Origin of the sequence: Paraconexibacter algicola (assembly GCF_003044185.1) — a bacterium.
GTDB lineage: Bacteria > Actinomycetota > Thermoleophilia > Solirubrobacterales > Solirubrobacteraceae > Paraconexibacter > Paraconexibacter algicola.
In genome coordinates this window covers 1,374,889-1,398,754 of record NZ_PYYB01000001.1, presented here as the reverse complement: position 1 = coordinate 1,398,754, position 23,866 = coordinate 1,374,889, and the positions used below count along the sequence as shown (strand labels likewise).

Genomic DNA, 23,866 nt, shown 5'->3' with positions numbered 1-23,866 from the left:
CCGCGCTCAGGCCGCGAGCTTGCGGCAGATCGCCTCGAGCGACCGCTTCTCGGCCTCGTCGAGGCAGCTGAACGCGTTCGACACGCGCTCGGTGTGCTCGGGGAACAGGCGGTCCACCAGCTCCTGCCCGCGCTCGGTCAGCGTGACCGCGGCGGCGCGCCGGTCCGACGGCAGCCGCCGACGCACCACGTAGCCGCGCGACTCGAGCGTCGAGACGACCTCCGTGGCGTTGGCCTTCGAGGTGCGCAGCCGCGCGCGCAGGTCGCGCAGCTCCAGCTCCCCGCCCGCGGTGGTGAGGACGACGAGGACCGAGAACCCGGAGGTCGAGAGGCCCTCGCGGTCGAGGTCCGCGCTCAGACGTCGCCGAACGCTGGCCTCCGCGCGCAGGAGGCTTTCCAGGGCGCGATGGGCGAGCGGATCGCCTGGGACGAGTTGCACGCGCGCGACTCTGACAGTCGCGTCGGACGGCACGAGCGCCACGGCGGCTGCCCGCCGGGGCGCGGTGACGGCTCAGCCCGTGGCGTGCCGCGCGTCGCGCAGCGCCGTCGCGCCCGGTCGCTCGCCGGCCGTCGACGGGTCCAGGTGGGCGAGCACGAGCTCGCGGGCGAACAGCGGCCGGTCGCCGAGGTGCTCGACGATGGTCGCGCCGCTGTCGGGCAGCGCGCCGCGGTAGTCGAGCACCGCGACCCCCTCGCTGACCCGGCGCGCCTGGTAGACGAGCCGGCTGAGCGTGTCGAGCGACGCCCGGCCGCCGGTGAGGACGACCGCGCGCGGCATCACCGCGTGGAGGGCGCGGGTGAGCCGCGTCGGGTCGAGCGCGACCGTGAGGGTGAGGGTCCTCAGGCCGCTGCGCCGGAGCACGAGCTCCAGCGCCTGGGCGTGGAGCGCGTCCACGTCGCCGGGATGGCTGGCGTCGAACAGGACGACGGTGTCGTCGCGGAACGCGGGCGGGGCCACGCGGCGCTGCGCCGCCAGCCACCCGGCCGACCAGCGCCACGCGAAGCCGTACTCCGGGGCGTCGACGTCGTCCTCGGCGAGCGCCTCGACGGTCGGGAGGATGACCTCCTCGACCGTGCGCTCGACCGACCGCACGCTCAGGGACTCCTCGGCGATGCGGTCGGCCTCCTGCTCCTCGAACCGCTGGAACGCCGACCGCAGGCGCGTGGGCGAGGCCGGACCGGCACCCCGCTCACGAGCGATCGTGATCGCGGACGAGACGTTGTGGGTCTCCTCGAAGGCCGAGCGCAGGGCCTCGACCTCCGCGAGGTCGAACTGCCGGTGCCCGCCGGCGGTCCGGCGGGGCTCCGGGAACCCGAAGCGCCGCTCCCACGAGCGCAGCGTGTTCGGACTCACGCCGAGCATCGCTGCGGCGGCGTTGGTGCGGATCGACCCCATGCGCGCCAGCATGAGGTCCGGTCAGCCCTGGGGCAAGCTCCGCAGCGAAGCGTGCAGATGGGGAGGTTTCGTGCGGGTCCGGGCCGCAGGAAGGAGTCCGCGCGCCGACCGCGACGGCCGTCAGCCGTCGAGCACGACGAGCGCCGCGGGCGGCGGGCCGACGATCCCGATCCGGGCCTCGAAGAACACCCCGAACTCCCCGGCGGGACGGACGACCGTCCGGGTGACGCCCGCCGCTCCGCTCGCCGCCTCGACGACGAGCGCCAGGAGCGCGTTCTGGGCGGTCGTGTCGGCGTCGGCGGGAACGAGGAAGTCGGTCAGGAGCCGATTGACCGCGTCGGGCTCCTCGACGCTCAGCAGCCGCTCGGCGCTGCGGGACATCGCGCAGACCGCGAGCTGGCGGTCCACCACGAGGAACGGCTCACGGCCGTTGGGCGCGAGATCCTGCGCGGCCGTCAGGACCATGCCGAGATGGCAGCGGTCGCAGACGCGGGCGGTCAGCTGCGGGTCGCGTGGCGGCTGGCCACAGTGCCCGCAGAACCGCGCGTCGGGCACCGACGGGACGAGCGGGGTGACAGCGCGGAGGAACGGGCGGGACATCGTGGGCTGGCCTTCCGTGGCAGAGCGGCTAGGCGCTCATCGTACGCGGTGTCGAGCCGGGCGCAACCGGCGTGGTCGATCGTTCCCGCTGGGCGATCGCGTCGACGACCTGCCGCGCGGCGACGCTCGCGCGCTCGTCGAGGGTCCTTCCGGCGGCCGCGGAGACCCGCTCGCCACGGACCTCGCGATGGAAGAGGAGCATCGGGAGCGCCCCGACCGCGGAGCGGATCGCATACGCCCAGCGCGCGACATCGTCGTCGGGGGCCGCAGCGCCGGCGAGCACGACCGCGTCGGGCTCGTGGCTGGCGAGGACCTTGCCGAGCCCGGGCACGCCGGACACCGGCAGCGTGATGACGAGCGCCCCCGCGCGCGCCGTGCAGAGCTCGAGCGTGCGGACGCTCAGCGCGTGCCGGTCGTACGGGCCGGAGGTCGCGTCCCCGACGAGCACCCGGACCGGGCGGGCAGGCGTCGGGGTGATGCGCCGGGCTCGCTGCACCCACTCCGCGGCCCAGGCCGTCGCGAAGGCCCACGGAGCGCTGTCGGCCCCGTCGCGGACCACGATCTCCTCGAGGCTCGGGAGCATCACCTCCTCGACCGCTCGCTCAAGCGGACGCAGCGCGAGCGCCGCCTCCATCGCCTCGTCCGCGCGGCCACGGTCGAAGGCCAGCAGCGCCCCGAGCAGCACGTGCGTGTCCGCGCGCACGGCCTCGCGGGCGCGCGAGATGGCCGAGGAGATCGACAGGCCGTCGTTCAGCGCGTCGCGCAGCGAGACGACCTCGCCGTAGGTGTACAGGCGGTGCTTGCCGGGCGAGCGCATCGGGCGCGGGTACCCGAAGCGCCGCTCCCACGCGCGGAGCGTGTTCGGGCTGACGTTCAGCAGCGCCGCCGCCTCGGAGGTCTTCAGGGTCCGCATGCGAAGCATCCAGTGCAGCGCAGCGATCCGCCGCCCGGAGCGTCGGCGCGGTTTTGCACAGGTTCACCGCAGAAGCGGCTGCAACTCCCGTCAGGGTCCGGCGTCCGCGACGGCAGCCCCTCGCCCACCGGTCTCGCTCGGATGCTCCGCGTCGCGGACCGCCCCGACGAGCAGCGGGACCGCGAAGCACACCAGGGCGGCGGCACCGCAGAGCACGAGCGCGGACCGCGTTCCGAGCAGCGCGGCGAGCGCCGGGACGACGGCCAGGCTCAGCGGCGCGAGGGCGAGCGACAGTCCGTGGTCGATGCTCGCGACCCGGCCGAGGTGGCTGTCGGGGACGCGCTGCTGGACGCCCGTCCACCACCAGACGCCACCGGCCGACATGAGCGCCCCCGTGACCGCGCCGACCGCGACGAACGCCACCCAGCTCGCGGCCAGCGCGTAGGCGGCGATCGACCCGGCGCTGACCATCCAGACCAGCAGCGTCGCGGCGAGGTCGCGCCGCGGGCGGTGGCGGCCCGCGATCTGTCCCCCGAGTGCCTGACCGACACCGAAGCCGCCGAGAAACGCAGCGAAGACCCACGCTCCGAGGTCGAGGTCCTCCTTCACCCGGACGGCGACGAGCACCTCCAGCGCGCCCCAGGTGGCGAGCAGCGCACCGGTGCTGGCGAGCAGGATCGGCCACAGCCAGCGCGCGCCCCGCACGTAGCGCCAGCCGTCACGGACCTCCCGCGCGATGCTGCCGGCGCGCCCCCCGTCCGCGCGCGGCTGGGCGGGCAGCGTCGCGACGACCGCGGCGCAGACGAGGAAGGTGACGGCGTCGACGAGCATCGCCACGCCCGCGGAGGACACGGCGATCAACAGGGCGCCGAGCCCCGGCCCGACGACGCGCAGGGCGATCGGCTTGGCACTCTCCATCCAGCCGTTCGCGCGGACGAGCCGGTCGGCTGGGACGAGCCGGGGGACGAGCCCCGCGACCGCGGGCTCCGCCACCCCGTCCCCGAAGCCGTGCAGCAGGCTGAGGGCCGCGAGCGTCACCGGATCGAGCGCGCCGCTGACGGACAGCACCCCGATCGAGCCGAGCGCCCCCGCCCGCAGGAGGTCCATGAGGAGCAGCAGCAGTCGGCGATCGCGGGTGTCCGCCAGCACACCGCCGAGCGGGAGCGCGAGGAGGATCCCGACCGACCAGGCGCCGCCCGCGAACGCGAGCGTCGCCGCGTCGCCGAGGTCGAGCGCGAGCCAGGCCAACGCGACGAGGTACACGCCGTCACCGACGAACGTGACGGTGAGGGCGAGCAGCAGTCGGCCGAACGGCCCGCGCAGCAGGGCGCGGTCTCCGCCCGCGGTCACGGTCGCGCGACCATGCGCTGGTCCACGATCCGGCGCTCGACGTCGAGCTCGTCGCGGTAGTGGGCCTCGTCGCTGTGCCGGAACGCGTGGTCGGTGCCCCGCAGCACGCGGTGCAGGGCGTCGACGACCGCCGGGTCGAACTGGCGTCCGGCGTGGTCGCGCAGCTCCTTGAGCGCCTCGAGGCTGGAGCGCCGCGTCCGGTACGTCCCGGGTCCGGTCATCGCGTCGTAGGCCTCGGCCACGTGGACGATCCGCGAGGCGAGGGGGATCTCGTCCCCCGCGAGCCGGTTGGGGTAGCCGCGCCCGTCGACCCGTTCGTGGTGGTGCAGGACGATCTCGCCGACCGGGCCGAACTCGGTCATCTCGCGCAGGAGCTCGTAGCCGACGCGGGGGTGCTCGCGGATGCCGCGCCAGTCCTCCGGCGAGGGCGAGGCGCCGTCGACCACCACGCGATCAGCGCTGGCGAACTGCCCGATGTCGTGGAGCAGGCCCGCGGTGTGGACGACGTCCTGGTCGTGCTCGGAGAGCCCGAGCTCGGCGGCGATGCGCCGGGAGAGCCGGGCGACCGCCGCGCTGTGGCGGGCGAGGTTCGGGTTCCGCGCGTCGAGCGTGCCCAGCAGCGCCGAGATGATGCCCCACGACAGGGCAGTCTTCGCCCGGGCCAGCGCTTCGGCGCGCAGCCGCTGGTCGTTCGCGCGCGCGACGAGCGACCCGCCGTGCAGCTGCAGGCCGGCCGCCACCGCGGCGATCGCGCCGCCGGCCCAGCCGGCCTGCGCGATGAGGTACGTGAGGCCGACCGCGAAGGCGAAGTCGATGAGCATCGCGACGCGCGCGGTCCGCAACATCGAGGTGGTCTGCGTCCGAAACGGCTCGCCGGTCTCGGCCGAGGTGATGGTCGCGAAGAGCAGCACGTGCAGGGCGACGAAGACGGCGCTGGCCGCGGCGAACGCCAGGACGCCGGTCGCGGTCCTGACGGAGTCGGCCCCGAGAGCCTCGAAGACGACGCCGGCCACCGCGAGCGGCATGACGGTCACCGCCAGGTTGTTCGCGAGCGCGGCGGGGCGATAGCGCTCGACGAGGTACCCGCCGAGGACGCCGAGCACCGCGATGACCACCGCGCTGCGCGCGTCGAGGAGGGCGAGCGGCGCGAGGAGCAGGCCGCTCCCGGTTGAGAGATGGACACCCGGCATGAGCCGCGGCACGAACGACTCCCCGATCGCGACCGTGAGAGAAGCCAGGAGCACCCACTCCCATCCGGCGAGCGGGTCGCCGCCGACGGCGACGACCGCAAGCAGGCCGCCGACGGCGGCGGAGCCAGAGGCGAGAGCTCTGGCGAAGGCGGGACGGGGAGGCTCATCTGCCATCCCCGCTGATTACACCGGCAGTGTGCGAGTCCTGCCAGTCAGCGAGAGCGGAAGCCCGACATGAGCGCCTCCCTTTCTGCGTCAGGTGGTGCGGGAAGCAAACATAGCCAAACTTGTCCATCTCTGCAGAATCTTGTGCATCGCTCGGCGCGCAGGATCCCCCGACGCAGGGCCGACGGCGGGTACAGGAACGGGTGAGTGACGGGGCGGCCGGAGCGGCCGGCGGGCGCGGAGACGCGCCCGCGCAGCGGGTCAGGTGGGGCGGGTCAGCCGCGGCGAGTCAGGCGACGCGGGACAGCGCGCGCCGCGCGGCGAGGAACGCGTCGAGATCCGCCGGATCGAAGCGCCGCTGACCGCCTGGCGTGCGGTAGGCCACGAGATCGCCGGAGCGCTCCCAGCGCCGCACGGTGGCGGCCGACACGCCGAGGTACTCCGCGGCCGCCGACACGGTCAGCGACAGCGGGGCGTCGGTCGTGCGGGGCTCACGCATGCGCCCGAGGGTGCCACGCGCTCCCGTCCGCGCGGGCGCGTGCCGGGTTCTCTGGTGGGTTCCCGGGGCAATCCGACGCAAGATGAGCGGTTCTGCACAGGTTTGGGCAGGTTCGACCGCGCTGCGCGGTGATCAGCGGACGGCCGGATCCGCCGTCCAGCTGGCCAGCAGCTCCAGCGCGGCAGCCGACGGCGATCCCGGCTCGGTGCTGTAGACGAACAGCGTCTGGTCCTGGTCGTCGGGCACGGCGAGCGCCTCGTAGCTGACGGTCAGGTCGCCGATCACCGGGTGGTGGTAGCGCTTGGTCCCGTGGCTGCGGCGCAGGACCTCGTGCTCGGGCCACCAATCGGCGAACTCGGGGCTTTTCATCGACAGCTCCCCGATCAGCGCGGCGAGCTCCGGGTCGCCCGGGTGACGCCCCACGTCAATGCCCAGGATCGCGACGGTCCTCCGCAGCAGGACGCCTGACAGCCACCGCGTCCCCCGGAGGGGACGCGGCGACCGGCGTGACCGGGCGACGTCGGGCGTCGCCGGCCGATCGGGTCCGGGGTGGGGCGGCGCCGCGCCTCAGCGGGCGTCGCGGCCCTGCGGCCCGGCGGCGGTCCCCCCGCCGCCGTCGAGGCCCCGGACGAAGTCGTCGAGCTGCTCGACGCTGAAGCGCCGCTGGCCGCCCGGCGTGCGGTAGCCGCGCAGGTGCCCGAGGTCGGACCAGCGGCGGACGGTCGACAGCGACACGCCCAGGTGCGCGGCCGCCTGCGAGGTGGTCAGACCCAGCCGGCTGGCGCTGTTCGTGGTGCTCATGCCCCGAGGTCTACCGCGCACCCGGGAGCCCCGTGGGGCCCCGGCGGCTTTGCACAGCTTTGCGCGGGGGAAGGTGCGCTCCGGTCGGGTTCGGGAGCTTCGGGCAGCGTTCAGCGGGCGCCGACGACCGCCCAGCGGCCGCTGCGGAACCGCCAGCCCGTGCTCGCGGCGCGCACGACGATCAGCCAGTTCAGCCCGGCCCAGACGCCGACCACGCCCCAGCCGCGGTGCAGCGCCAGCAGCGCCACCGGGGCGAACGCGAGCAGGGCGAGGACCATCGCGCCCGCCAGGAACCGCGTGTCGCCCGCCCCGATGAGGATGCCGTCGAACGCGAACGTCACCGCCCCGAGCGGCAGCAGCAGCGCGAACAGCGGCCACAGCGCCCCGGCGCGCTCGAGCACCGCGTCGTCCCCGGTGAACGCCTGCGGGATCAAGGAGCGGCCCGCGAGCAGCAGCAGCGCGACCGCGACGCCGAGCGCCGCCGACAGCACGACGAGCCGGCGACCCACCGCCGCGGCACCGGCCGCGTCGCGCGCGCCGAGCCGCCGGCCGACGAGCACCTGACCGGCGATCGCGAGCGCGTCGAGCGTCAACGCGAGGAAGACGAACAGCTGGAACGCGATCTGGTGCGCGGCGAGGCTCGGCTCGCCGGCGCGCGCGACGACCGCGCTCGCGAGCACGAACGCGCCCAGGAGCGCGGCGGTCCGCACGACGATGTCCCCGCCCATGCGCAAGAGCGGGCGCAGCAGGTCCGGGCGCGGACGGCGCGACACGCCCGGTCCCCCGCCACGCAGCAGCAGCACCGCGAAGGCGACGCCCATGCCGGCCTGCGCGACGACGGTGCCCAGCGCGGAGCCGTCGAGACCGGTGTCCAAGCCGTAGACCAGCACGACCTCGAGGATCGCGTTGACGAGGTTCGCCACCCCGAGGATCACCAGCGGGGTGCGCAGATCGGCGACCCCGCGCAGGAAGCCCTGCCCTCCGAGCGCGAGCAGCGCGGCCGGCAGGCCGATCGCCGACAGCCGCAGGTAGCGCGCCGCGAGGTCCGCGGTCTCCCCCTCCCCGCCGAGCAGCGCCACGAGCGGGTCGGCGAGCGCGATCACCGCCAGCGCCACGAGCAGCCCGAGCCCGAGCGAGAGCCAGAACGCCTGCGCGGCGATCTCGCGGGCGCGGTCGCCCTCCCCGGCGCCGCTCAGCCGGGCGACCTGCGCGGTGGTGCCGTAGGCGAGGAAGTTGCACAGCGCGGTGACGACGCCGAGCACGCTCGCGGCCAGCGCCAGCGCCGCCAGCTCGCGCGTGCCGAGGTGCCCGACGATCGCCGTGTCGACGAGCAGGTACAGCGGCTCGGCCGCCAGCGCGCCGAGCGCGGGGAGCGCCAGCGCGACGATCTCGCGGTCGTGCGGCGAGCGGAGCACGCCCGGCACTCTACGATCGGTCCGTGCGGATGCCGGCGTTCCTGGCGAGCCTCTCCGTCCTCTCGCTCACCGCATGCGGTGACGAGCGGCCGACGGTCAGCGAGCTGTGCCTCGTGGACCCGGTGCCGATCGAGCGCGCGCTCGAGAACGCGGCGACCGGCGGCCCCGTCGTGCTCCCCGACGGCACCTCGCTGTCGGACTGCGCCGAGCGGGTCGTCAAGGACGCGGACCTGCAGCGGCTCGGGGTCGTCCTGACCTCCGCCGCCGACCACCTCGTCGAGCGCGTCGAGGAGCGCCAGGACGCGGCCGCGGCGCGCCAGCTCGGCTGGCTCGTCGGCGCCACCGAGCGCGGCGCCGCACGGACCAACGGCCTGAGCCTCGAGCTCGCCCGCCGCGTCGGCCTCGTCGCCGGACGGCTCGAGCTGGCCCCGGCGCTCGCCGCCGCGCTGGCCGCCGGGCGCGCCGACGGGAAGCGCGCCGGGTGAAGCTGCGGCTCTTCCACCACCACGACGGCGCCCGCGTCGCCTACCGGGAGGCGGGCACCGGCCCCGGGCTCTGCCTCCTGCACTCCGCGCTGCTGAACCACCGGGAGTGGGAGCCCGCCGTCGAGCACCTCACCCACCGCTTCCGCGTCGTGCTTCCCGACCTGCCGCTGCACGGCGACAGCGAGGACCGTCCGCGCCACCCGTACTCGCGCGACTGGTTCGCCGAGGTGGTCGGCGCGTTCTGCCACGACACGTGCGGGCCGCGGCCGCTCGTCGCCGGGCACGGCCTCGGCGCCGAGATCCTCGTGCGCGCGATCGCGCGCGGGACGCTGCGGCCGCGGCGCGCCGTGATCATGCCGACGCCGCTGCACCGCCCGCCGGGGACCCCGATGCCGCGCCGGCGTGCCTGGCGGCTCGCGGCCCGGGCCGGCGCCGTCCCCGGACTGGACCGCACGCTCTCGCACGCGGCGCGCGCGGTGTTCCGTCCCGCCTACGGGGCGTCGCTGACTGCGACGGACAACCCGGCCGCTCGCGACCTGGTGCGCCACGCCTTCCAGGACGTCGGCGGCAACGCGAACCTCGCGCGGTCGTGGGCGCGGTTCGCCGCCGACTGGCCGACGCTCGCCGAGCGTGACCTGCTCGACGCCTACCCGGCGCTGACGGTGCCGACGCTGCTGCTGTGGGCGGGCGCCGACCCGCACCATCCGCTCGCCACCGCGCGCGAGGCGCTCGACCTGCTGCCCGACGGGCAGCTGCGGGTGCTCGAGTCCGCCGGCTACCTGATGGCCTACGACGACCCGGTCGGGGTCGCCCGCGAGCTCGTCGCGTTCTGCGGCCAGCGTTGAGGCGACCGGCCGCCGCGCCCGGAACGGACGGGGCGCGCCCGCGGAGTAGGGTTGACCGCTCCGAACCCCACCCGTCACCCGACAGGAGCACGAACCGCATGGCGACCAAGAAGCGCCTCTACGGCGGCGAGACCGCCAAGGCCGTCGAGAACTTCCCGATCTCCGGCGAGACCGTTCCGGTCTCGGTCATCCGCTGGCTCGCGGCCATCAAGGGCGCCGCCGCGACCGTCAACGGCGAGCTCGGCAAGCTCGACCCCGCGCTCGCGGAGAAGATCGCGGCCGCGGCCGCGGAGATCCGCGCCGGCGAGCACGACAACCAGTTCCCGATCGACGTCTTCCAGACCGGCTCGGGCACCTCGTCGAACATGAACACCAACGAGGTCATCTCCGCGCTGACCGGGGGTGCCGCGCACCCCAACGACCACGTCAACATGGGCCAGTCGTCCAACGACGTGTTCCCGTCCGCCGTGCACCTCGCCGCGCTCGAGGAGACGACCCGGACGCTGCTGCCGGCGCTGACGAAGCTCGAGAAGTCGCTGACGAAGAAGGCCAAGGCGTTCGAGGACGTCGTGAAGTCCGGCCGCACGCACCTGATGGACGCGGTGCCGGTGACGCTGGGCCAGGAGTTCGCGGGCTACGCGGCGCAGATCCGCCTGGCCAAGGAGCGGATCGAGGCGACGCTCCCGCACGTCGGGCAGATCCCGCTCGGCGGCACCGCGACCGGCACGGGCCTGAACACGCACCCGAAGTTCGCCGCCGGCGTCCGCAAGATCCTGATCAAGGAGTCGAAGCTCCGCGCGATCGCCGCGCCGGCCGATCCGTTCGAGGCGCAGGGCAACCGCGACGCGCTCGTCGAGCTGTCCGGCGCGCTGAAGGTCACCGCGGTCTCGCTGACGAAGATCGCCCAGGACATCGCCCTGATGGGCTCCGGCCCGCGCGCCGGCATCGGCGAGCTGTTCCTGCCCGAGCTGCAGAAGGGCTCGTCGATCATGCCGGGCAAGGTCAACCCGGTCCTGCCCGAGGTCGTGCTGCAGGTCGCCGCGCAGGTGATCGGCAACGACACCGCGATCACCATCGGCGGCATGCAGGGCCAGTTCGAGCTGAACGTCCGGATCCCGCTGATCGCGCGCAACCTGCTGCAGTCGATCCAGCTGCTGTCGACCGCGTCGGTCGCGTTCAGCGAGAAGTGCATCGACGGCCTGAAGGCCAACAAGGCCGGCTGTGACGCGTCTGCGGGCAACACGCTCGCGACGGCCACGGCGCTCAACGAGGCGATCGGCTACGACCTCGCCACGGTGATCGTGAAGAAGGCCACGTCGTCGGGCCGGCCGCTGCGCGACGTCGCGCTCGAGGAGGGCGTCGACGCGGAGCTGTACGACAAGACGATCGACCTGCGCAAGATCGCCGCGGGCAACCAGGCCTGACGGACGCGGGCGCGGGCGCCCCGGCGCCCGCCCCGAACTGGGTGATCTGCGGGCCAGATATGGGTCCCGGATCACCCAGAACCGCCCGGCCGGGCGGTCCGCGCCGCCGAACCGGGTGATCCGGAGGCCGCATACGGGCCCCAGATCACCCAGAACCGCCGAGCGCGGCGCGCCCGCCGCTCCAAGGCGCCCAGCGTGCCCCGGGCGCGACCGCCCGGGCCCGCCGCGCCCGCCCGACGCGCCGCGGACCAGCACATCGACAGACCGAATTGCAGTTCTCTGCGGTCTTCGCCACCATCACGGCATGCGCACGCGCCCCCGCCGCCCGCTCCGCCTGATCGCCCTCATCGCCGCCGCCGCCGCGATCCCCGCCGCCGCGCCGGCCACCGCGCCCGCCGCGCGCACGGCCGCGAGCGCGTGCACGTTCCCCCGCGCCGTCGAGGACCTCCCGGTCGCCGCGCGCTTCGAGCTCGAGCTGTTCGCCCAGCGGACGCGCCACGACGCGGGCCGCACGAGCACCTCCGCGTTCCTCTCGCTCACCGTCGCGCGCGCCGCCGCCATGACGACGGCGATCGCCCGCGCCGCCGGCGAGGCCGCGCGCGCCGCGGCGGCCTCCCCGCCGCGCTGCCCGTAGGGCTCAGCCGCCGGCGCCGGCCGCGGTCCGGGCGAGCGCCCGGGTGATCGCGCCCTGCACGACGTCGGCGCTGCGCTTGCGGCGTCCGGCGTACTCGAACAGGCCCTTCTGGTTGATGCCCTTGACGATGCGGATCTCGGGCACCTGCTTGCGGATCGAGCCACCCGCGAACGACGGCGCGACCGCGAAGTCCCGCAAGTTCCAGACCAGGGCGCCCGACAGGTCCTCGATCTTCGCGTACTCGTCGAGGTGCAGCCGCAGCAGGTCCGCCTGGAAGCGGAAGCCGCCCGGCCGGTTCGTCGGGTTGAGGTCGTTGGCCTCCGCCCCGAACTCGGTGACGACCATGATCTTGTCCGGGAAGATCTTCTGCAGGTCCGTGATGTGCGTGCGGATCGCGTTGCGGACCGTCTGGCGCGGCGCCTTGGTCAGCTCGTACCAGCCGATGTAGTTCGTGTCACCGATCGCGTCGATGTTCCGGTACACCGGCCCCGCGACCTTCGGCGGATGCGCGCCCCAGATGTCCAGCGCGACGAGGCGGCCCGGATCGCGGCGCTTGAGCTCGGCCGACATCGACTGGATGTACGGCACCTGGCCGGCCGGGTGCCCGTTGCCGGCGATCTCGTTGACGAGGTTCCAGACGATCAGCGACGGGTGCGGCTGGGCCTGGAAGTACGACGCGCGCACCCGGCTCTTCGCCTGCGCGAGCAGCCGCGGGCCGCGCGAGGTCCACGCGCCAGGGGCGTCGACCGGGCCGACGCCCATCCACAGGAGGATGCCCGCCGCGTCGAGCCGCTCGAGCAGCGCCGGGTGCAGCGGATGCTGCGCCCGGGTCGCGTTCGCGCCGATCGACTTCAGGTCCTCGACGAGCGCGTCCATGTCCGCGCCGGTGACGGCGTCACCGCGGCCCTTCGCGTCCTCGTGGATGGATGCGCCGTGCAGCTCCACGCGCTTGCCGTTGAGCAGGAGCTTCGTGCCGTCGCGCTGGACCTGCCGCAGCCCGACCTTCTGCACGTAGCCGGACTCGCCGGGGACGCCGAGCTCGAGGTCGTAGAGGTTCGGGGAGCCGGGCTCCCACAGCGCGGGCTTGGGCACCGTGACCTGCGCGTAGAGGATCTTCGTGCCGCGCCGGGGCACGACCAGGTCGGGGAAGTCGAGCTCGTAGCGCTCGTCCCCGCGGCGCAGCACCCCGATGACGCCGAGCGCGCGGCTGTCGATGCGGTTCTTCGCGTGGACCGTGATGTCGACCTTCGCGCTGCCGTCCGGCTGCAGGCGCGTGTTGATCGTCGGGGCGGTCAGCTCGCTGTCGCCCACCGGGCGCAGCGTGACCTCGCGGTTGATGCCGCCGAAGTTGAACCAGGTGCGGTGCCAGCCCTCGCGCTTCATCCGCAGCGGGCCGCGCCAGTCGGCCTTCACGACGAGCTCGTGCTCGACGCCCGCCTTCAGGCCGACGAGGAACTCGAACGGCAGGTACTCGCCGACGTGCGTCCCGATCTTCCTGCCGTCGAGGTAGACGGTCGCGCGGTGGTTGACCGACTCGAACCGCAGACGGTAGTCGCCCGCCTTCTGGACCGCGAACGACGTCCGGTACCAGGCGACGGTGCCGCGATGGCTCTCGACCCCGGCGTTGCCGGTGAGCGTGCGGGCGTTGGGCGAGTACGGCAGCGTGACGGCTCGCCCGTCGAACGCCCCCGACTGGTAGCCCTTGCTCGAGCCGGTGTCGTAGCGGTCGGTCTTCACGCGCCACGGACCGGTCAGCGCGACGCGCCCGGTCGGCCCGCTGTTGATGACGCTCGGCGCGGTCTGCGAGAGCGACGAGGCGCTGGCGGTCGGGGCGGGCCGGGCCTTGGACTTCGGCACGAGCTGCGCGGGCCGCACCTCGGTGATGACCTGGGTCTCGCCGTCGGCCTGGGTGGCGACGGGGACCCCCACGGCGGCGGCAGCAGCCACGACGGCGACGCCGAGGAGCGCTCTCCTCGGTTGGCGGCGGACCGGAAGCATCGACGGCGGAGGGTAGCGAGCGCGGCCGTCCCCGTGTCGAACCCGGCACCCGACCGGCGGCGCAGCGCGACAGATGTCGCGCTGCAAGGTCGGCCTACGGCACGTTCATCGCGACGTAGCGCGTCTCCAGGTACTCGCCGAGCCCCTCCGGCCCGCCCTCGCGACCGAAGCCGGACTGCTTGACGCCGCCGAACGGGGCGCCCGCATTGGAGACGAGCCCCTGGTTGAGCCCGATCATCCCCGTGTCCAGGCCCTCCATGACCTTGAACGCGCGGGCGAGATCCCGCGTGTACGCGTAGGCGACGAGGCCGTACTCGGTGTCGTTGGCCCGCTCGATCGCCTCGTCGTCGGACGAGAACGTCGTGATCGGGGCGACCGGTCCGAAGATCTCCTCGTGGTTGACGCGCGCGTCCGGATCGACGCCCGCGAGGACGGTCGGGGCGTAGAAGTGGCCGCGATCGCCGACGCGCTCCCCGCCCGTGAGCACCTGCGCCCCGCGGTCGACCGCGTCGCCGACGAGCTCCGTGACCTTGTCGACGGCCGCCTCGTCGATGAGCGGCCCGACGCGCACGCCCTCCTCGGTGCCCCGCCCGACCTTCATCGAGCCGAGCTCGTGCGCCAGTCGCCGCGCGAAGTCGTCGGCCACCGCCTCGTGCACGAGGAAGCGGTTCGCGCTCGTGCAGGCCTCGCCGATGTTGCGCATCTTCGCCATCAGCGCGCCCTCGATCGCCGCGTCGAGATCGGCGTCCTCGAACACGAGGAACGGCGCGTTGCCGCCGAGCTCCATCGAGACCCGGAGCACCTGCTCGGCGGACTGCTCGATGAGCTTCTTGCCGATCGGCGTCGATCCGGTGAACGACAGCTTGCGGGCGCGCGGGTCGGCGATCAGCGGCGCCATCACCTCCGCCGTGCTGTGCGTCGTGACGACGTTGCAGACGCCGCCCGGCAGGCCGGCCTCCTCGAGGATCGCCGCGAGCGCGAGCATGCTCAGCGGCGTCTGCTGGGCCGGCTTGACGACCATCGTGCAGCCGGCGGCGATCGCGGGGCCGACCTTGCGGGTCCCCATCGCCATCGGGAAGTTCCAGGGCGTGATGAACACGCACGGCCCGACCGGCCGGCGCATCGTCAGGATCCGGCCCTTGCCGTTCTCGCTCGTGGTGAAGCGGCCGTCGATGCGCACCGCCTCCTCCGCGTACCAGCGCAGGAACGCGGCCGCGTAGGCGATCTCGCCGCGCGACTCCTCCAGCGGCTTGCCCATCTCGAGCGTCATCAGCAGCGCGAGGTCGTCCGTGCGCTCGGTCATCAGCTCGAACGCCCGCCGCAGGACCTCGCCGCGCTCGCGCGGGGCCGTGTCGCGCCAGTCCGGGAAGGCGGCGTGCGCCGCGGCCAGCGCGGCGTCCCCGTCGGCGACGGTGCCGTCGGCCACCGCGCACAGCACGTCGCCGGTGGAGGGGTCGTCGACGTCGAGGGTGCCCCCGCCCCCCGCGTCGCGCCACGTGCCGCCGATGTACAGCTGCTTGGGGACGCCGTCGACGACGGCGGCCTCGCGGGATGCGTCGGGACCCGAGCTCATGGCGGGAAGGCTACCCGCGTCGCCGCGCGCCACTCCGGCGCGTGCGGCGCCCCGGGGCGCGCCGTCACGTACGCTCGTCCACTGCGTGATCCGTCCGGTCCCCGCGACCGCAACTCGATCCCGACGGACGCGTTCCGATCCCTGATGCGCATGTCCCGACGCCCGATCGCCGCCGCCACCGCGCTCGCCCTCTCCAGCGGGCTCGTGGGGGCCTCCGCCGCCGACGCCGCCTCCCGCCTGGTCATCAAGGGCCGCGGGTTCGGGCATGGGGTCGGCATGAGCCAGTACGGGGCGTTCGGCTTCGCGAAGAACGGCCGGACCTACGACCAGATCCTCGGCCACTACTACCAGGGCACTGCGCTGTCGCGGCTCGGGACCGACCAGGAGATCCGGGTGCTGCTGCAGTCCGGGTTCTCGGGCTCGTTCAGCGGCGCGGCGAAGGTCAGCGGGCAGCGCTCGCTGGACCCGGACGCCACGTACTCCGTGGCCCGCACCTCCCAGGGCGTGGCGCTGCGCACCGCCGGCGGCAAGGTGCTCGACACGTACCGCTCGCCGCTGCGCGTCGAGGCGCCCGCGGGCGGTTCGATCCGGCTCGGCGGCCGGGCCGAGAACGGCATCAGCGGCGGGCGCTACCGCGGCGCGCTGGAGTTCCGCAGCGGCTCGCTCAACGGTCTGCTGGCGGTCAACGCCGTCGGCCTGGAGGACTACGTCCGCGGGGTCGTCAGCAAGGAGAGCCCGTCGAGCTGGCCGATCGAGGCGCTGAAGGCGCAGGCCGTCGCGGCCCGCACCTACGCGATCACGACCGACAAGCCGGGCGACGGCTTCCAGCACTACGCCGACGTGCGCTCGCAGGTGTACGGCGGGGTCGGCGCGGAGACCGCGAGCACGGACCGGGCGGTGCGCGAGACCGCCCGTCAGATCGTCACGTACCAGGGCACGCCGATCGTCACGTACTTCTTCTCCACCTCCGGCGGTCGCACGGAGAACGTCGAGAACGGCTTCCTCGGAGCGGAGCCCAAGCCGTACCTCGTCAGCGTGCGCGACCCGTTCGACAGCGAGTCGCCGCGCCACACCTGGGGGCCCTACCGGCTGACGATGAGCCAGGCGCAGGCGAAGCTCCGCGGGCTCGTCAAGGGCAGCTTTCGCAGCATCAAGATCCTGAAGAAGGGCAAGTCGCCGCGGATCGTGCGCGCGCAGGTCGTCGGGACCGGCGGCCGCACGACCGTCACCGGACCGGAGCTGCGCCGCCGCTTCGGCCTGTTCGACACGTGGGCGACGTTCACGGTCGTCTCCACGACCGCGAAGCCCGCCCCGGAGAAGACCCCGACGCCGACGCCCACCCCGACCCCCGGCGACGGCACCACGGGCGGCGCCGCCCCGGGAGCGCGCGCCTCCTCGTCGTTCGCGCCGCGCGCGGTCACCGGGCCGCGGCTCGTCGGCCGCATCCGTCCCGCGACCACCGGGTCGTGGCTGCGCGTCGAGCGGCGCGCGAAGGGCCGCTGGGTGCTCGTGGCCGAGACGACCGTGGAGCGGGACGGCCGCTACGAGGCGACCGTGCCGCGGGCCGGCAGCTACCGGATCGTGTACCGGGGGATCGCGGGCCCGACCGTCCGGGCCCGCTGAGCCGCGCGGCGGCGCTCAGCCGCCGAAGAAGCGGACCATCGCCTCGGCGACGCAGACCGGCTTCGTGCCGCCCTCGACCTCGAAGGTCTGGGTGACGACCGCCTGCACGCCGCCGGGGACGTCCTCGACGCTCGTGAGCGTCGCGTTCATGCGCAGCTTCGCGCCGGCCGGGACGGGGGCGGGGAAGCGCACCTTGCCGTAGCCGTAGTTCAGGCCGCCGGCGACCCCGGTCATCTCGAAGACGTCGAACATCAGGCGCGGACCGATCGAGAGGGTCAGCAGGCCGTGCGCGATCGGGCCGCCGAACGGGCTCTCCTTCTGCGCGCGCTCGACGTCCACGTGGATCCACTGGTGGTCGCCGGTCGCGTCGGCGAACGCCTGGATGGTGCCCTGGTCGATCTCGATCCAGTCGCTGCTGCCGAGGTCCTGTCCCGCCAGGGACTTGAGCTCCTCGATGCCGTTGATCGTCCGCTTCGCCATGTCTCGCTCCTGTCGTGCTCGGTGGGGGCCGGATCCTACGGCGACGGTACGCTCGCCGCGATGCCCGCTCCCGCCCCGCTCCTCGCCGTCGACGCCCCGTCGCTGCTGTACCGGGCGTTCTTCGCGCTGCCCTCCTCGATCCGTGGCACCGACGACCGGCCGGTGAACGCGCTGCTCGGCTGCGCGAACCTCGTGCTGCAGGCGGTCGAGCGGTTCGCGCCCCGCGCGGTGGTGCTGTGCTTCGGGGCCGAGGCCGCCCGCTACCGCACCGCCGCCTGGCCGGCGTACCACGGCGACCGCCCCGAGATGCCGGAGGAGCTCGTGCCGCAGTGGGCGGACGCGCCAGCGTTCTTCGGCGCGTTCGGCTGGCGGTCCGAGCACGCGGGGGACCTCGAGGCGGACGACCTGCTCGGGACGCTCGCGCGGCTGGAGAGCGCGGCGGGCGGCCACGCGGTGCTGTTCACCGGCGACCGCGACATGTTCCAGTGCGCGTCCGCGCAGGTGACGGTCCTCTACCCCGGGGCGAAGGACGGGCCGACCGCGATGGGCCCCGACGAGGTGCGGGCGAAGTACGGGGTCGACCCCGAGCAGGTGCCGGACTTCATCGCGCTGCGCGGCGACCCGTCCGACGGCCTGCCCGGCGCCAAGGGGATCGGGGAGAAGGGCGCGGCGGAGATGCTGCGCGCCCACGGCTCGCTCGAGGCGCTGCTGGCGCTCGCCCAGGACGGCGTCGCCGCCCGCGCCGCGGGCCTCAAGCCGCGGGCGATCGGCGCGCTGGTCGACCAGGCGGACGAGCTGCGCGCGTTCAAGGACATCGCGACGCTCCGCGACGTGGCCGTGCAGCGGCCCGTGGACGCGCCGAGCGACTGGGCCGCCGCGTCCACCGCGGCGGCGGAGCGCGGCATGGGCCGGCTGGCCGACCGGCTGGCGGCCCTGTCCGGCTGATCGCGGCGCCGAGTGCGCCATCATTCGGCGCTCGTGGTGTCCCGCTTTCGCTCCAGGACGGTGCCGGCGCTCGCGCTGGGTCTCATCGCCGTCGTGACGGTCGCGCCCACGCGCGCACAGGACCCGCCGCCCGGCCCCCCGGCCGCGGTGGCGCTGACGAGCGGCTGGCAGCTGGCCCTCGACCCGGCGGACCGCGGCATGCGCGAGCGCTGGCAGACCGGCGCTGGCTCCCCCGCGTGGCGCGCGGCGGCGGTCCCGGGCGTGTTCGACGCGCGGCCCGTGGAGCAGGACTTCTTCGGCACGGTCGGCTGGTACCGGCTGCGGTTCCGCGCCCCCGCCACGACCGATCCGACGATGCGCTGGGGGATCCGCTTCGACCAGGTCCGCCGCGACGCGCGCGTCTGGCTCAACGGGCGGCCGCTGGGCCGCAACCGCGACCCGTACGTGCCGTTCACCCTGCCGGCCGCCGGGCTGCGCCCCGGGCAGATGAACACGCTGCTGGTGCGCGCCGACAGCCGCAAGGGCGCCGAGCCCCGCGAGGGCTGGTGGAACTGGGGCGGCATCACGCGGCCCGTGACGCTCGTGCCGCGCGCGGCGATCGGGCTCGACGACGTCGGCGTGCTGTCGGACGTCACGTGCCCGGACGCGGCGCCCGGCGAGGAGCGCCCGCCGTGCACCGCGAAGGTGATCGTCGACGGCACGCTCGAGCACCGCGGCAGCGGCACCGCCCGGCCGACGGTCGCGCTGCGGCTGACCGCCCCCGACGGCACGGTCACGACCGGCAGCGCCCCGTCCCCGCGCGCGCTGCGTCCCGGCGAGCGCGCCCGGATCCGCTTCTCGGTCCCGGTGCAGGGCGACGCGCAGCTGTGGCAGCCCGGCTCGCCGCGGCTCTACACCGCGCGCGTGGAGACGCGGCTCGGTGATCGCGTGCTGCAGGTCGACCGCAAGCGGGTCGGGCTGCGCTCGGTCCGCGTGCGCAACGGGATGCTCGAGCTCAACGGCCGGGCGATCGACATGCGCGGCGCGTCGATCCAGGAGGACCTGCGCGGCCGCGGCCCGGCGCTCTCGGACGCGGACATCGAGCTGATCGTCAAGGAGCTCAAGGCGCTCGGCGCGAACGTCACGCGCGCGCACTACCTGCTGAACGACCGGCTGCTGGACCGGCTCGACGAGGAGGGCATCCTCGTCTGGAGCCAGGCGCCGATCTACCACCGCGACAAGCGGCTCGTGACGCCCGAGCAGCGGGCGGAGGCGCTGCGCACGCTGCGCGGCACCGTGATCGCCGCGCGGTCGCACCCGTCGGTGATCACGCACTCGGTCGCCAACGAGCTGAGCGCGACGCCGGACACGACGCCGGGCACGCGGGCGTTCCTGCAGTCCGCGCGCGGGCTCGTGCACGACCTCGACCCGACGCTGCCGGTGAGCGTCGACCTGCTGAGCTACCCGGGCTTCCCGGCGCAGCGGGCGTTCGCCGCCTACGACCTGCTCGGCGTCAACTCGTACTTCGGCTGGTACAAGGGCAAGAAGAAGCACTCCACGGAGCGACTCGCGGACCTCGAGCCGTACCTCGCGTCGATGCGCCGCAAGTACCCGGACTCGGCGCTGGTGCTGACCGAGTTCGGGGCGGAGTCCACGTTCGTGGGCCCGCGCACGACGAAGGAGACCTACGCGTTCCAGGACGACTACGTCGCCCAGGTGCTCGACATCGTCGACCGCTCCCCGTTCCTGGGGGGCGCGATCTACTGGACGCTGCGGGAGTTCGCGGTGAAGCCCGACTGGGACGGTGGCGCGCAGCGCGACGTGCCGCGCGACGGGATCCACAACAAGGGCCTCATCACCTACGACGGGCGCCCGAAGCCCGCCTGGGACGTCGCGCACGACAACTTCCGCGCCACGCAGCTGTTCCGGGCCGACGGCCTCACCGCGTCCGCGCAGGCCGCCGGCGGTGGCGGCGGCGGGAGCGCGGGCGTGCTCGCCTGGGCGGTCGTGCTGGCGATCGTCGCGCTGCTCGTCGCCGACGCGGTGATGCTCCGTGGCATCCTCCGCGGCCGCCGGCGAACCGCATCATCGGTCGCACGACGCTGAGTTTCGCACTACATTCCGGCGATGCGCACTTCCCGTGCGGTCGCCTGGTCCGCGACCGTGGTCCTCGGAGGGCTGCTCGCCCTCGCTCCCGGCGCGTCCGCGCGCACCCTCATCGGCACCGGCGGCGAGGTCCGCTCGGTCGCCTCCGACGACGGCACCGTGCACCTCGTGTACCGGTCGCGATCCGGGACGGACGAGCTCGTCCGCTACTGCCGCGTCGCACCCGGGACCGAGACGTGCGCCCAGAGCACGACGTTCGACCTCAACGACGCGGGCCGGCTCGAGGCCGACGTCGTGCGCGACCCGGGGACCGGGAAGGTGCACGTGCTGCTGGACGTCATCTACTTCGGCGGTCAGACGCGCGCGCCGGGATACCCGACCAACGGGCTCTACGACCTGATCTCGACGCAGCCCGACGCGGCCGGCGCCACGTTCGCCACCCCGAAGCGCGTCGCGCCCAACAACGAGAACTCCTGGGAGGGCGCCGTCCACGGCCCCGGGGCCTTCGAGGTCTCGTCGCTCTCGGCGATCTCCGGCCTGAAGCTCGCGATCGGCACGACCGACGGCTCGGGCAGCGCGACGCTCGACATGAACACCGGGAGCCAGCTGCCCGGCGTGCTGTACGACTCCGACGTCGTGCTCGGCGAGGGCCGCGTGCCGCTCGTCGGTGGCCACGGCGACGGCGGCTATCGCTGGCGCGCGCACAAGGGCGACGGCTCCACCGTCCGCGACATCGCGAACTGGCGGCCCGGGAAGCTGCTGCCCGGGAGCTTCGACGGCACCGCGCACCTGGCGGGGAACGGCATCGCCCCGCCCGTCCTGGTCTACCGCGAGCAGGTCGGCGGCACCGACTGGCGCGCGGTCGTGCGCCGCTACGACGCGGCGGGCGACGCGTTCGGTGCGCCGACGACGCTCAACGACGACGACAACACGCTACGGCTGCGCCCGTTCCTGGACGGCGCGTCGAACGTGCACGCGCTGTTCACGAGCAACTCCCCGGCCTACCGGGGGAGCGCCACGACCGCGCTCGTGTACACCGCGTCGGCGACCGGGGAGACGTGGCCGCGCACCGGCATCGTCCTGGACACCGACACCTCCACCGACGACCCGACGTTCGCCGCCGGCACCGACGGCCGTGGCCTCGCGGCGTGGAGCCGGCCGGCCGGGAACGGCAGCTCGGTCGACGACGAGGTCTACGCGACGCGCCTCGGCGGGCCGGGGGTCGGCTTCCCCGCGGACCCGCCCCCGGCCGCGACCCCGGGCCCGGGCGCCACGCCGACCCCGGTCCCCGCGGACCCGGCGTGCGTCAAGACGGTGACGCTGGGGGTCGCGAAGGTCCTCTCGTCCGGCTGCTTCAAGGCCGGCTCCGGCGCGACGCTGACGACGACCCAGCCGTTCCTCCTCAACGGCCTGACCGTCGACCCGAAGGGCGTGGCGGTGACCGTCGACAGCGGCAAGCGCACGCTGAAGACCGCCGCGGCGACCACGGTGCGGCTCGGGACGATCACGCTCGCCAAGGGCGCGGTCACGTGGACGTTCCCGGCGTCCGGGACGTTCACCTTCCCCGCCCCGTTCGACCTCGACAAGGCCGGCTACGGCGCGTCGCTGCTCGGGCTGAAGGTCACCGGCGACGCGACGCTGTCGCTGACGGACGGGAAGTCCGTCCTGAAGGCCTACCTGCAGCTGCCCGTCCCGTTCTCCGACACGAGCGCCGCGGTCGACTTCCGCGGCGACAACCAGGCGGGCCTGCACCTCGACCAGCTCGACGCGAAGGTCGGGCCGTCGGTGACGATGGGCCTGGGCTTCAAGAACATGACGCTCTCCTACACGTCCGACCCGCCGACCTGGACCGGGCACGTCGAGTGGAAGCCCCCGGTGCCCGGACTGGACGCGATCGGCGCCTTCGACGGGGACGTGACGATCGTCGACGGGGCGATCAGCCGGATCCACGTCGGCGTCCAGTTCCCGACCCCGGGACGAATCCTCTACCCGCCGCTCGTCTATCTCCGCTACGGCGGCTTCGAGCTGCAGCTGAAGCCCGACCTCGCGTTCACCGGCGAGGTCATCGCGGGCGCGGGACCCGTCGTCGGCGAGTACCAGACCGTGATGATCGGTCGGCCGTTCGACGACAAGGGCACGGTGCGGCTGTCGCTCGGCAGCCCGCTGACCGTCGCGGCGAAGGGGCCGGTGTACGTGCTCGGCTTCAAGCTCGGCCAGGGGTACTTCACCTACACCTACCCCGGGGACGTCGCCTTCGGCGCCAACGCGAAGATCGGGGACTGCTCCGTCGCGGGCGCCCAGGTGTCCTTCGACGGCTACGTGCACGTCGCGAAGGACTTCGCGTTCAACGCGGCGGGGGCGGGCTCGGCCTGCGTCGGCGGCACCGACATCCTGCAGGCCGAGGCGGTGGTCTCCTCCAAGGGCATCGCCGCGTGCGGCAGCGTCGGCGTCGAGCCGTTCGTCATCAGCGGCGGCGCCGGGCACTTCTGGGGCAGCGACGACGTCGAGTCGATGTGGGGCTTCTGCGACGTGCAGGCCTACAAGGTCGGCCCGCCGCCGGGCTCCTCGCTGCGCCAGGCCGACGGGACGCAGCGGTTCGTCGTCACGTCGGGGCTGCGGCAGCTGAACGTCGTCGCGACCGGGGCGACCGGCGTCCCCGCCTTCACGCTCACCGGACCCGACGGGCGCACGGTCACCACGCCCGCCACCGGCGGGTCCCGCGGGGAGGGCTTCCTGACCGCGGGCGACCCGCGGGCGCGCACGCAGGGCGTCTCGCTCGCGCGGCCCGCCGCGGGGACGTGGACGCTGACCCCGTCCGCAGGCTCCCCGGCGGTCGCGAAGCTCGAGACGTTCCGCGACGCGCCGGCGGTGCGGGTCGGCGGGAGCGTGCGGCGCGCCCGTCGCGGCCGGACGCTGCGCTACGCGGTCCGGCCGATCCCCGGCCAGGTCGTGACGTTCTACGAGAGTGGCGACGGGGTGCTGCACCGCATCGGGACCGCGAAGGGCGCGACGGGCACGCTGCGCTTCACGCCCGTCGCGGGCCGCGGCGGCACGCGCACCGTGACGGCGATCGTCGAGCAGGGCGGGCTGCCGCGCGACCGGGTCACGCTCGGGCGCTTCACCGTCCCGCGCCCGGCCCGGCCGGCGACGCCGCGGCGGCTGCGGGCGTCGCGCACGGCGGCGACGCTGACCGTGCGCTGGTCCCCGGGCGCCCGCGCGCGGCGCCAGACCGTGCGGGTCGCGCTGAGCGACGGGCGACGCCTCGTGTACGACCGCGGGCCGCGCGTGCGGACGCTGCGGATCGGCGGCCTGCGCGCCGCGGTGACCGGGCGCGTGTCGGTGCAGGGCGTGCGCGCCGACGGGGCGCCCGGGCGGCGTGCGAGCACGACCGTGCGGGCGTACCGGCGGCCCGGGAAGCCGCGCCGGTGACGGACTAGCTGACCAGC

21 protein-coding genes are annotated in these 23,866 nt (G+C 74.5%); 8 read left to right on the top strand and 13 right to left on the bottom strand.

Translation table 11 applies throughout. The features are described 5' to 3' along the window. Nucleotides 1-6: 6 nt before the first annotated feature. The 10 genes from C7Y72_RS06755 to C7Y72_RS06710 form a co-directional block, all read right to left on the bottom strand. Nucleotides 7-438 (bottom strand): MarR family winged helix-turn-helix transcriptional regulator, encoded by a 432-nt coding sequence (locus tag C7Y72_RS06755; protein WP_158276697.1) that lies wholly within the window; start codon nt 436-438, stop codon nt 7-9. Between the two features lie 72 nt (nt 439-510). Beyond that, nucleotides 511-1,395 carry a MerR family transcriptional regulator gene (locus tag C7Y72_RS06750; protein ID WP_158276696.1) on the bottom strand — a complete coding sequence of 295 codons (885 nt, stop codon included), beginning with the start codon at nt 1,393-1,395 and terminating at the stop codon, nt 511-513. Between the two features lie 120 nt (nt 1,396-1,515). Beyond that, on the bottom strand, nt 1,516-1,995 hold the full coding sequence (locus tag C7Y72_RS06745) for a hypothetical protein (RefSeq protein ID WP_107567940.1): 480 nt from the start codon (nt 1,993-1,995) through the stop codon (nt 1,516-1,518). Nucleotides 1,996-2,023: 28 nt separating this feature from the next. Next, on the bottom strand, nt 2,024-2,908 hold the full coding sequence (locus tag C7Y72_RS06740) for a MerR family DNA-binding transcriptional regulator (protein ID WP_158276695.1): 885 nt from the start codon (nt 2,906-2,908) through the stop codon (nt 2,024-2,026). A gap of 90 nt (nt 2,909-2,998) precedes the next feature. Then, on the bottom strand, nt 2,999-4,258 hold the full coding sequence (locus tag C7Y72_RS06735; protein WP_107567936.1) for an MFS transporter: 1,260 nt from the start codon (nt 4,256-4,258) through the stop codon (nt 2,999-3,001). Next, a complete protein-coding gene (locus C7Y72_RS06730) occupies nt 4,255-5,622 on the bottom strand; it encodes an HD-GYP domain-containing protein (protein ID WP_146175283.1) in 1,368 nt (455 codons plus the stop codon). The genes C7Y72_RS06735 and C7Y72_RS06730 overlap by 4 nt, the downstream gene beginning before the upstream one ends. 280 nt (nt 5,623-5,902) lie before the next feature. Further along, nucleotides 5,903-6,112, bottom strand: a complete 210-nt coding sequence (locus tag C7Y72_RS06725; RefSeq protein ID WP_107567932.1) for a MerR family transcriptional regulator — start codon at nt 6,110-6,112, stop codon at nt 5,903-5,905. 132 nt (nt 6,113-6,244) lie between these two features. Then, entirely contained in the window at nt 6,245-6,568 is a 324-nt protein-coding gene (locus C7Y72_RS06720; RefSeq protein WP_284690350.1) for an MmyB family transcriptional regulator, read from the bottom strand. A gap of 111 nt (nt 6,569-6,679) precedes the next feature. Next, the gene (locus C7Y72_RS06715; protein ID WP_107567928.1) at nt 6,680-6,913 is read right to left on the bottom strand and encodes a MerR family transcriptional regulator; all 234 of its coding nucleotides are present in this window, start codon (nt 6,911-6,913) and stop codon (nt 6,680-6,682) included. A gap of 110 nt (nt 6,914-7,023) precedes the next feature. Next, nucleotides 7,024-8,328 carry an MATE family efflux transporter gene (locus C7Y72_RS06710; protein WP_158276694.1) on the bottom strand — a complete coding sequence of 435 codons (1,305 nt, stop codon included), beginning with the start codon at nt 8,326-8,328 and terminating at the stop codon, nt 7,024-7,026. Nucleotides 8,329-8,357: 29 nt separating this feature from the next. Here C7Y72_RS06710 and C7Y72_RS23155 point away from each other — a divergent pair, with 29 nt between their 5' ends. The 4 genes from C7Y72_RS23155 to C7Y72_RS06695 all read left to right on the top strand — a co-directional run bounded on the left by C7Y72_RS23155 (nt 8,358) and on the right by C7Y72_RS06695 (nt 11,716). Further along, nucleotides 8,358-8,813 carry a hypothetical protein gene (locus C7Y72_RS23155; protein ID WP_158276693.1) on the top strand — a complete coding sequence of 152 codons (456 nt, stop codon included), beginning with the start codon at nt 8,358-8,360 and terminating at the stop codon, nt 8,811-8,813. Further along, nucleotides 8,810-9,658, top strand: a complete 849-nt coding sequence (locus tag C7Y72_RS06705) for an alpha/beta fold hydrolase (protein ID WP_158276692.1) — start codon at nt 8,810-8,812, stop codon at nt 9,656-9,658. The genes C7Y72_RS23155 and C7Y72_RS06705 overlap by 4 nt, the downstream gene beginning before the upstream one ends. Before the next feature lie 98 nt (nt 9,659-9,756). Then, nucleotides 9,757-11,082, top strand: a complete 1,326-nt coding sequence (locus C7Y72_RS06700) for a class II fumarate hydratase (protein WP_107567921.1) — start codon at nt 9,757-9,759, stop codon at nt 11,080-11,082. A 304-nt stretch (nt 11,083-11,386) separates the two neighbouring features. Continuing rightward, nucleotides 11,387-11,716, top strand: a complete 330-nt coding sequence (locus C7Y72_RS06695) for a hypothetical protein (RefSeq protein ID WP_107567919.1) — start codon at nt 11,387-11,389, stop codon at nt 11,714-11,716. Nucleotides 11,717-11,719: 3 nt separating this feature from the next. Here the strand turns inward: C7Y72_RS06695 and C7Y72_RS06690 are convergent, their stop codons facing one another. Both C7Y72_RS06690 and C7Y72_RS06685 read right to left on the bottom strand, forming a co-directional pair. Continuing rightward, on the bottom strand, nt 11,720-13,714 hold the full coding sequence (locus C7Y72_RS06690) for a glycoside hydrolase family 2 protein (protein ID WP_107567917.1): 1,995 nt from the start codon (nt 13,712-13,714) through the stop codon (nt 11,720-11,722). A gap of 94 nt (nt 13,715-13,808) precedes the next feature. Next, complete coding sequence (locus C7Y72_RS06685; RefSeq protein WP_107567915.1) at nt 13,809-15,287, bottom strand: NAD-dependent succinate-semialdehyde dehydrogenase; 1,479 nt, start codon at nt 15,285-15,287, stop codon at nt 13,809-13,811. 150 nt (nt 15,288-15,437) lie between these two features. Between C7Y72_RS06685 and C7Y72_RS06680 the strand changes: the two genes are divergently transcribed. Continuing rightward, nucleotides 15,438-16,910: a SpoIID/LytB domain-containing protein gene (locus C7Y72_RS06680; RefSeq protein ID WP_146175282.1), complete on the top strand. Its 1,473-nt coding sequence runs from the start codon at nt 15,438-15,440 to the stop codon at nt 16,908-16,910. A 15-nt stretch (nt 16,911-16,925) separates the two neighbouring features. Here the strand turns inward: C7Y72_RS06680 and C7Y72_RS06675 are convergent, their stop codons facing one another. Then, nucleotides 16,926-17,390, bottom strand: coding sequence for a MaoC family dehydratase (locus tag C7Y72_RS06675; RefSeq protein WP_107567913.1), 465 nt, complete (start codon nt 17,388-17,390; stop codon nt 16,926-16,928). Between the two features lie 60 nt (nt 17,391-17,450). On the opposite strand from C7Y72_RS06675, the gene C7Y72_RS06670 reads away from it, so the two are divergent. The 3 genes from C7Y72_RS06670 to C7Y72_RS06660 are packed head-to-tail and all read left to right on the top strand — an operon-like array spanning nt 17,451 to nt 23,849. Then, nucleotides 17,451-18,335 carry a 5'-3' exonuclease gene (locus C7Y72_RS06670; protein WP_107567912.1) on the top strand — a complete coding sequence of 295 codons (885 nt, stop codon included), beginning with the start codon at nt 17,451-17,453 and terminating at the stop codon, nt 18,333-18,335. Between the two features lie 36 nt (nt 18,336-18,371). After that, entirely contained in the window at nt 18,372-20,420 is a 2,049-nt protein-coding gene (locus C7Y72_RS06665) for a glycoside hydrolase family 2 protein (protein WP_146175281.1), read from the top strand. Between the two features lie 21 nt (nt 20,421-20,441). Then, nucleotides 20,442-23,849: a hypothetical protein gene (locus C7Y72_RS06660; RefSeq protein WP_107567910.1), complete on the top strand. Its 3,408-nt coding sequence runs from the start codon at nt 20,442-20,444 to the stop codon at nt 23,847-23,849. Nucleotides 23,850-23,866: the final 17 nt, after the last annotated feature.

What these genes read in the sequence shown, in the direction of transcription:
- C7Y72_RS06740 (WP_158276695.1), bottom strand. Translation starts at nt 2,908, where the DNA reads ATGCGGACCCTGAAGACCTCCGAGGCGGCGGCGCTGCTGAACGTCAGC.
- C7Y72_RS06700 (WP_107567921.1), top strand. Translation starts at nt 9,757, where the DNA reads ATGGCGACCAAGAAGCGCCTCTACGGCGGCGAGACCGCCAAGGCCGTC.
- C7Y72_RS06750 (WP_158276696.1), bottom strand. Translation starts at nt 1,395, where the DNA reads ATGGGGTCGATCCGCACCAACGCCGCCGCAGCGATGCTCGGCGTGAGT.
- C7Y72_RS06725 (WP_107567932.1), bottom strand. Translation starts at nt 6,112, where the DNA reads ATGCGTGAGCCCCGCACGACCGACGCCCCGCTGTCGCTGACCGTGTCG.
- C7Y72_RS06695 (WP_107567919.1), top strand. Translation starts at nt 11,387, where the DNA reads ATGCGCACGCGCCCCCGCCGCCCGCTCCGCCTGATCGCCCTCATCGCC.
- C7Y72_RS06675 (WP_107567913.1), bottom strand. Translation starts at nt 17,390, where the DNA reads ATGGCGAAGCGGACGATCAACGGCATCGAGGAGCTCAAGTCCCTGGCG.
- C7Y72_RS23155 (WP_158276693.1), top strand. Translation starts at nt 8,358, where the DNA reads ATGCCGGCGTTCCTGGCGAGCCTCTCCGTCCTCTCGCTCACCGCATGC.
- C7Y72_RS06670 (WP_107567912.1), top strand. Translation starts at nt 17,451, where the DNA reads ATGCCCGCTCCCGCCCCGCTCCTCGCCGTCGACGCCCCGTCGCTGCTG.
- C7Y72_RS06730 (WP_146175283.1), bottom strand. Translation starts at nt 5,622, where the DNA reads ATGGCAGATGAGCCTCCCCGTCCCGCCTTCGCCAGAGCTCTCGCCTCT.
- C7Y72_RS06745 (WP_107567940.1), bottom strand. Translation starts at nt 1,995, where the DNA reads ATGTCCCGCCCGTTCCTCCGCGCTGTCACCCCGCTCGTCCCGTCGGTG.
- C7Y72_RS06680 (WP_146175282.1), top strand. Translation starts at nt 15,438, where the DNA reads ATGTCCCGACGCCCGATCGCCGCCGCCACCGCGCTCGCCCTCTCCAGC.
- C7Y72_RS06690 (WP_107567917.1), bottom strand. Translation starts at nt 13,714, where the DNA reads ATGCTTCCGGTCCGCCGCCAACCGAGGAGAGCGCTCCTCGGCGTCGCC.
- C7Y72_RS06685 (WP_107567915.1), bottom strand. Translation starts at nt 15,287, where the DNA reads ATGAGCTCGGGTCCCGACGCATCCCGCGAGGCCGCCGTCGTCGACGGC.
- C7Y72_RS06715 (WP_107567928.1), bottom strand. Translation starts at nt 6,913, where the DNA reads ATGAGCACCACGAACAGCGCCAGCCGGCTGGGTCTGACCACCTCGCAG.
- C7Y72_RS06660 (WP_107567910.1), top strand. Translation starts at nt 20,442, where the DNA reads ATGCGCACTTCCCGTGCGGTCGCCTGGTCCGCGACCGTGGTCCTCGGA.